The organism is Salinicoccus jeotgali (genome assembly GCF_039538805.1).
Taxonomy (GTDB): Bacteria; Bacillota; Bacilli; order Staphylococcales; family Salinicoccaceae; genus Salinicoccus; species Salinicoccus jeotgali.
This window is the reverse complement of the sequence record NZ_BAABCK010000007.1, coordinates 1-7321: the sequence shown is the minus strand read 5'-3', so window position 1 is coordinate 7321 and position 7321 is coordinate 1. Positions and strand designations below refer to the sequence as shown.

6 protein-coding genes are annotated in these 7321 nt (G+C 36.4%); 4 read left to right on the top strand and 2 right to left on the bottom strand.

The features are described from left to right. Positions 1–605: 605 nt before the first annotated feature. Positions 606–1460 carry a GIY-YIG nuclease family protein gene (locus tag ABD734_RS00990; protein WP_344700753.1) on the bottom strand — a complete coding sequence of 285 codons (855 nt, stop codon included), beginning with the start codon at positions 1458–1460 and terminating at the stop codon, positions 606–608. A 411-nt stretch (positions 1461–1871) separates the two neighbouring features. Here ABD734_RS00990 and ABD734_RS00985 point away from each other — a divergent pair, with 411 nt between their 5' ends. The 4 genes from ABD734_RS00985 (at position 1872) to ABD734_RS00970 (ending at position 6704) form a co-directional block, all read left to right on the top strand. Next, entirely contained in the window at positions 1872–3095 is a 1224-nt protein-coding gene (locus ABD734_RS00985) for a YeeE/YedE family protein (protein WP_344700752.1), read from the top strand. 345 nt (positions 3096–3440) lie between these two features. Next, positions 3441–4214, top strand: a complete 774-nt coding sequence (locus ABD734_RS00980) for a gluconate 2-dehydrogenase subunit 3 family protein (RefSeq protein ID WP_344700751.1) — start codon at positions 3441–3443, stop codon at positions 4212–4214. Between the two features lie 28 nt (positions 4215–4242). After that, positions 4243–5973 carry a GMC family oxidoreductase gene (locus ABD734_RS00975; RefSeq protein ID WP_344700750.1) on the top strand — a complete coding sequence of 577 codons (1731 nt, stop codon included), beginning with the start codon at positions 4243–4245 and terminating at the stop codon, positions 5971–5973. A gap of 305 nt (positions 5974–6278) precedes the next feature. Next, entirely contained in the window at positions 6279–6704 is a 426-nt protein-coding gene (locus tag ABD734_RS00970; protein ID WP_344700749.1) for a group I truncated hemoglobin, read from the top strand. Positions 6705–6926: 222 nt separating this feature from the next. On the opposite strand, the gene ABD734_RS00965 is transcribed toward ABD734_RS00970, so the two are convergent. Then, a partial coding sequence (locus tag ABD734_RS00965) for a DDE-type integrase/transposase/recombinase (RefSeq protein WP_425568266.1) occupies positions 6927–7321 on the bottom strand: 395 nt, incomplete at its 5' end.

The window sequence follows — 7321 nt, the reverse complement described above, 5'->3', positions numbered from 1 at the left end:
GTCCGTGGTAATATGGGTGTAGGTCATGCGTGATCACTCCTATGATTTTCTTTGGTCGGAAAACTCATTTTGAGTGTATCACGCGTGACCCTTTTTAGGTGTCTAGCTTAATTTTACAATCGGCGTTGGAATGAATATAATAGGAAACGGCGAAAAAAATTTCGTCAACGGAAGGCTTTGATAGAAGAAATTGAACACAATTTAGAAAGTAAAAGTGAGTTTATCAATCAACTTGAGGAAGGAGGGATAATTAAAATCAGTAATGATAAGTGTCTTATGGTGAAAGTTGAATTGCAGAAAGAAACTGAGTAGAGAGGGAAAGTATTAATAATGGATTTTATAACTCGGTTTGTCAAAATAAAATATACAATACCCTACCAACTATGTAATTTAAAAGCATTAGTTAAATTGTAAGATCTCAATTAAATTAGAAATATAATGAAGCATTGTAACAGTAGCATTTTCTCTTGAACATTGTGGCGGTGAGGAGATGTACTCACATTTATTTAGACTGCTTTTAGATGTGTTTAATTTAGATAAAGGGGATAAATGTAAACTCTTATGACTTTACTATTATAGAGCCATAAGAGACAACCATTTAGTAATCAGTTATGATTCATCCCATTTACCTTTGTATCAAATACATTTTTCCAATAATTTTCTCTTTCAAGAATAATTTCACTTTTGGTTCTTGTATCAAAAATCTCTAGAATAGAATACTGAAAGTATTTTTGAATATGCTCCTTGCCTTTATTTAAAAGAATATTATTGAATTCTTTATTGCCTCCTGTCAAGTTCTCCAAATGTGCATAGCCTGACCATCGTTGCCATATGCCATCAGTGTTTCCGGAAGCAGAACCAATATATAGTTTACCATTACTTTTGTCCGTAATTACATATATCCCTTTAACATAGCTAAGAGCGGATTTCCAACTAGGGTCTTCTCTTAAAAGAACTTGTTGCATTTCTTTATGGTTCATACGGACATTTTGATAACCAGGAAAATGTCCTAGTTTAATATTAGGCGCAATTTCGTATACTTCAGGGTTCAATTGATCTTGAATAGTATGATAACGACGATTATAAACATCTCTACCAATAGGCTTTTCAATCTTAATAATTAATCTTTTTATATATTCTTGATAATCTTTCATTAAAGTCAATTCATAACCTATATCATTAAAAACTTCAGGGAGTTTCTTTTCAACTTTATAAAGTCCACCAAATGCAAAATATTCTGGTCCATAAGGATAATATTGAGCCATAGTAATCAAATATTCAGCATGATTAAGATTATTGTTGGACTGTTTCGTCTTCCAACTATTCATAATGAGCCATTCCGGATCATCCTCTAATAGTAGATCCCAGGCCTTTAAGGTTGGATCAGCGGGATTCATATTGAATTTTATTTTCGTACGTGTATCATTTGGAGTTTTAATAAAATCTGATAATTTTATCATTTTTTCACCTCATGTTTTTTCATTTCACTAATACTATGTAAATTATATATCTTTGTCAAAATATTTTGCAATATGGAAACGTAGTAACAGTTATGACTATGTATAAAGAATCACTGCACTCATTCATAGAATAAATTAATAAAAAATCGCATCATAAACTGATACGCTGAAAGTTATCATAAATAATTTCAGCATAGAGTGGTGAGGTTGGAGACTATATCAAGGTATAATATTTCATTATCTAATTTATTCGTGCCTCTACCAAATTCACTACAAACTTCTGTTAGTTAGATAAAAAGATTATCGAACTGAGGGCTTCGCAACACTATCGTATGCTTAAATAATTTTTATTGTGGCAGAATGAGCACTTACTATGGAAAAGATAAATTCATCGAAACTAAAGGAGTCTCTATGACACAAAATAAGGTTCATTCATCCAAATCAAATTCATCAAGTCCCACGCTTAGGGATCCTCAAAATGTACTAATCATTTTAGGGATTCTGGTTGTGCTATTGGTCACTTATCTTGCCTATCAAGCCTCCGGTTTCGAATCCGTGCTTTTGTTTTGGGTGGGTGTCCTAATTGGGTTTGCCTTATTTCATGCCCGTTTTGGTTTTGCAGCTGTTTACCGTCAAATAGTTGAGACTGGAAATACAGAGCTGTTGCGGGCACATATGTTTATGTTAGGAATCGCAACTACATTATTCGGTTTTATCTTAATGTTTGATATCAGCGCATCCCCAAATATGACTGAAGGAGCCCTTTCACCTATCAGCATTGGATTAGTAATCGGCGCCTTTATTTTCGGCTTTGGGATGGAGATGGGAAGTGGGCTTGCGCCGGCTTCTTTTTATACGGCAAAAGGAGGACGGACAGCCTTACTTTGCACCTTGTCCGGTTTTCTGTCAGGAGCTGTAATTGGTGCCTATCATTTTGGTTTCTGGAATAAAACTCTTCCTTCTATTCCTAAATTTTCCTTGGCTATCGATACAGGTCTTGGCTATGTCGGTGCTTGGGGGATGCAGGTTGCGATTTTCGCGATGATTATTATACTCTCATATTTATATAAGAAGAGGAAAAAACCGCGCTTACTGCCTGCACTCCCAACTGCTGTCGGATGGAAGAGAATTATTTTTGGGTCTTGGCCGCTTTGGGTGGGTGCGCTCGTTCTTGCTGTTCTCAATGCTGCTGTTTTTATACTTCAGGGAGAGCCTTGGAAACTTACGGCTGCCTTTACACTATGGGGATCCAAGCTATTGATGAATCTTGGCATCGATGTAACGCAATGGGAGTATTGGGTTGCAGAGGAAAGAATTCCCGCTCTAATAGAACCTGTCATGATGGATTCAATGAGTGTACTTAATTTCGGTGTTGTGCTTGGCACATTTCTTTCCTTAACACTTGGTGGAATGATTCGTTTTTCTAAAATCGCAATTCATCTTGCTATTTTGGCATTTGTAGGAGGTTTGCTTATGGGATACGGGGCCACCATATCTTTTGGTGCAAACATAGGTGCTTATTTCAGTGGAATTGCTTCTTTTAGTCTGCATGCCTGGATCTGGGCAGCAATGGCAATTATGGGGGTTTACGCAGCCTATATGGTTGGAAAAAAACCCAATCTTGCATCTAAGTAGCGAGGAAAATAATATTTAAGTAGAAAATTATAGTCGTTGTACACTATAAAAAATGATAACAATACAATATTCGATAAGAAATTCTTAAAGGTATGTATATTTATTATTACCATGCATTTATCAAGGCGATATTTTTACTGAGCTTATTCAAGATATGCGCTATTAGCATTAAGAATAAGCTTTTTTAGTTTATCAGATTACTATTTGAACCCTTATTCAATGCAAAGATGTCATTTAAAGAATTGAAAATGAATCATCTTTAATGCCGTCATTGATAAATTTTCAAAAAAATCAAAAGGATGATACAATTACTGTAATTTATGAAAAGATGTGGGGGGTAAAATTATGTCTGATGAAAAACAATTCTCAAGAAGAGATTTCTTGAAAACAACAGGAATTGCTACTGGTGGTATTGTGGGTGGAAGTTTATTAGGTGGTTTAGTCGGTTTTAATATCGACAGCGATGTGGATGTTAATGAAGGTGTTAAAGATAGTGACACGGGAGGCTCAACAGAATCTGAAGACAAGTTAAATATCCCAGATCAAGGACGTATTTTTTTCAGTAATGACGAAGAGTTTGAAACTATTGAAGCAGCAATGGAAAGGATATTTCCAAAGTCTGATATTGGCCCAGGGGCCAAAGAACTTGGAGCAGCATATTATTTAGATGGACAACTTGCAGGGGCGTACGGTTTAAATTCTAGAGAATATATGCAGGGTCCATTCTATGAAGGAAAACCCACACAGGGTTATCAATCCAGTTTGAACAGAGCATCATATTTCCGACTCGGGATTGAAAAACTTCAAGACGAGGCAAAACAACGTCATGATGATTCTTTCAGTAAATTAGATGGAAAACAACAAGATGATATCTTAAAAGATTTTGAAAAAGATGAAGTAGATTTCGGTGTCCCTAGGAGTACAGCTACTTCGGGATTCTTCTTTAAATTATTACGTGAAGCTACATTAGAAGGCGTATATTCCGATCCTATTTATAGAGGAAATAGAGGTATGGCTGGATGGAAAATGAAGCAGTTCCCTGGTCATCAACATTCCTATTTAGATGTCATCGATAGTGATGGATTTGAAGATATCGAACCTAAACCTAATTTTAGCTAAGTATTTAATTATTTAGGAGGTTTACAAAATGGTAAAAGAATTGGACAAAGTTGATGTTGTGACCATAGGCGCAGGATGGACAGGCGGTATTATAGCAGCGGAAACTTCAAAAGAAGGTTTAAAGGTAAAAAGTTTAGAGAGAGGCCCCTATCGTGACACAGATGATTACCAGCATGTGCATGATGAACTAAAATATGCTCAACGCTATGAGTTGATGCAAGATACTTCAATAGAAACATTGACGTTTAGAAATAATCCTGATGAACGCGCACTACCTGTACGTCGTCTAGGTTCATTTTTACCTGGTAATGGACGAGGCGGAGCCGGTACACATTGGAATGGTCAAACTGATCGATATATGGCTTATGATTTTAAAATAAAAACTATGACAGAAGAAAAATATGGTGAAAGCAAACTTGGTATAGACTCTGGATTGCGTTACAGAGACTGGGGCATTACATTTGATGAGATGGAGAAGTATTATGATAAATTTGAGAAAACAACTGGGATAAGCGGTGAGAAGAATCCGCTGGGTGAGAAACGTTCTAATCCTTATCCGAATCCTCCAATGGTTAAGACTCCAATTTTAGAGAAGTTTGAAAAAGCTGCTAATGAATTAAAATTAAACCCTATTATGATGCCTTCTGCTAACATGTCACAGAATTATGAGAATCCTGATGGTGAAACTTTAAACCAATGCCAATATTGTGGATTCTGTGAACGTTTTGCATGTGAATATGATGCAAAAGCAACACCAGATGTTACTGTTTTGAGAACTGCAGAAAAAACTGGCAATCATGAAGTCCGATATAACTCCAATGTGACTGAAATAGTTACTGACAAAGAGGACAATGAAAAAGTGACCGGTGTTAAATTTATAGATACTGAAACACGTGAAGAGTTTTTCCAACCAGCAGATATAGTTGTATTAACGAGTTTCTTATTCAATAACTATAAGTTACTTAGAGTTTCTGATATTGGAAAACAATATGATCCTGAAACAGAAGAGGGTACACTTGGCAGTAATTATTGTTATCAAACGGGTTTGGGTGCTACTGGTTTCTTTGAAGAAAAGTTTAATACATTCATGGGAGCAGGCGCTCTCGGCATGCTTTTAGATGATTTTAATGGAGATAACTTTGACCATGATGATCTTGATTTTATTCACGGGGGCTCAATCCATTTCACTCAAACAGGTGTCCGTCCTATTCTAACGAATACAATTCCCAAAGATACTCCTCAATGGGGCGAAGAATTTAAAGAGGAATCAATTAATAATTTTGCCAGAACTTTGACGGTTTATACAATGGCTCATACTGGGCCACACAAAAATCACTATTTAGATTTAGATGATACTTATAAGGATGCATTCGGTAACTCACAAGTAATGCTTACTTATAATTGGACAGAACAAGATAATGCAAGGAACAAATATCTAACAGAAAAATGCAAAGAAATTGTAGAAAAAATGGGTGCAAAACATATAGAAGTAGAAAATGATGACCTTGGTGATTATGATATTGTACCTTATCAATCAACAAATATTTCAGGTGGTACTCCAATGGGTACAGATCCTGATAATAGTGTGGTGAACACATGGTTGCAGCACTGGGATCGTGATAATCTATTTGTGGCAGGATCCAGCACTTTTGTGCATAATTCCGGTAATAACCCGACTGGAACGGTAGGTGCCCTCGCTTATCGGTGCGCAGAAGGAATAATAAATTATTATAAAAATAAAGAGAGACTAGAAGATTAAGCTACAAGAATGATTAGCTTATCAATATTATAATTTTTTATCCTAAATTATAATATCCTTTTTACTTAAAATTGAACTGATGGTATTTGAAATGTGAGGTAAGCAAATTAATTGTCAGAAAAGACATTTAATGATAGCGTTTACATTAAGCATGATATGCTAATAACACCATGATTTCTAAAATATAACGCTTCATTAATTCATTACTTTCAAACAGCGTAGTATTTGTTGCTTAATTATTCTATATTTACAGGCAGTTTTGTGCGTGTAAATCGGAATTATTAACATGTTGAAAGGGGATTATTATGGCTGAGAAATCTTTATACGAACGTTTAGGTGGTATTTACAGTATCGCAGCTGTCGTTGACCATTTTGCTGATGCATTAGCTAAAGATCCAGTTGCTGGTGAGTCTTCCGACAACCCTTATCTGAAAGAGTGGTATGCAAATGAAAGTTGGCGTGCGGCGGGCTTCAAAGTTTTGACGACATTATGGGTTTCGGAGAAAGCTGGTGGGCCTCATCATTATGTCAGCACAGTGCCTAATGACGGATCACTCGATTTGGAACCTACACATTATGACATGAAGCTTACTGAAGAAGAATTCGATGCAGCAGGCAAAGTATTAGCTGAAACGCTTGATCACTTCGACGTCCCTGAAAAAGAAAAGAATGAAGTGCTTGATGCATTCACAGCACATAAGGAAGAAGTCATCAGCGGAACAATCAAGTAATTGAGTTGTTGATCGCTTTGAAAACTAGAGGATTCAGTTGAATATGTTAAAAAGGTTAATTTAAATTAACTGAAGTTATCACGACCGATGATATACTGGAAGTACCGAAGTAATGAATAAAATTAGAAAAGGCTGGCAGAGTCTGATCTGAACCCTGCCAAGTTGACAGATGAAATAATATAAATGTTTCCCGCCTGAGAATGGAGATTCTCAGGCGTTTTTCTATGCCGCCAATGCCCTGAATTCCAGCGGACTCAATCCCTTGAATTTGTGTTGCGGTCTGTGGTGGTTGTAAAACTCAATATAGCGTGTAATGTCTTCTATAATTGTTTGATAATCCGCATAGTACTTCTGCTTGCGTCTGATATGGAACCGTTCCGATTTGATTTTTCCCCAGAATGCTTCAATCGGGCCATTATCGATGCATTTTCCGACACGGGACATGCTTTGTTGAATCTGCTGGGCATCCAGAATCTTTTTAAAGCCGTATGAGGTGTACTGGAAGCCACGGTCACTGTGCACAAGCGGCGTTGCCTGCGGGTGCTTTTGAATCGCAGAAGTGAATGTATCAAAAACAAGCTGATTATTGTTTGAACGGCCGAATTTGTAGGCCACAA